This is a genomic window from Roseovarius sp. YIN77 (assembly GCF_057219155.1).
This window is the reverse complement of the sequence record NZ_JBXVVI010000071.1, coordinates 1-550: the sequence shown is the minus strand read 5'-3', so window position 1 is coordinate 550 and position 550 is coordinate 1. Positions and strand designations below refer to the sequence as shown.

1 protein-coding gene is annotated in these 550 nt (G+C 56.4%); it reads left to right on the top strand.

Going from position 1 to position 550, the window contains the following annotated elements; all coding sequences use genetic code 11:
• Window positions 1-5 precede the first annotated feature (5 nt).
• Window positions 6-550: PLP-dependent aminotransferase family protein (locus tag AC2D8P_RS16675; protein WP_484704011.1), on the top strand; the 545-nt coding region annotated here is incomplete at its 3' end.

The following is a 550-nucleotide window of genomic DNA, read 5'->3' as shown; positions in this document are numbered from 1 at the left end:
CCCCCATGTCTGATTCTGGATTTTTCACTGAGAGTTTGTCGTCTCGTGACCCTGATTTGTTTGCTGCGATCACTGATGAGCTGGGTCGCCAGCGTGATGAGATTGAGCTGATTGCGTCAGAAAACATTGTGTCTGCTGCCGTGATGGAGGCCCAGGGCTCTGTGCTGACCAACAAATATGCCGAGGGCTATCCGGGGCGCCGTTATTACGGCGGGTGCCAATATGTGGACGTGGCCGAAAACCTGGCGATCGACCGGGCCAAGGAACTCTTTGGGTGTGAATTTGCCAATGTGCAGCCGAATTCGGGTTCTCAGGCCAACCAGGGTGTGTTTCAGGCGCTCTTGCAGCCCGGCGATACGATCTTGGGGATGAACCTGGCCTCTGGTGGTCACCTGACCCATGGCGCGGCCCCGAACCAATCGGGCAAATGGTTCAACGCCGTGCAATACGGTGTGCGCAAGCAGGACAACCTGATTGACTATGACCAGATTCAGGAACTCGCCACTGAACATCAGCCCAAGATGATCATCGCCGGTGGCTCTGCCATCCC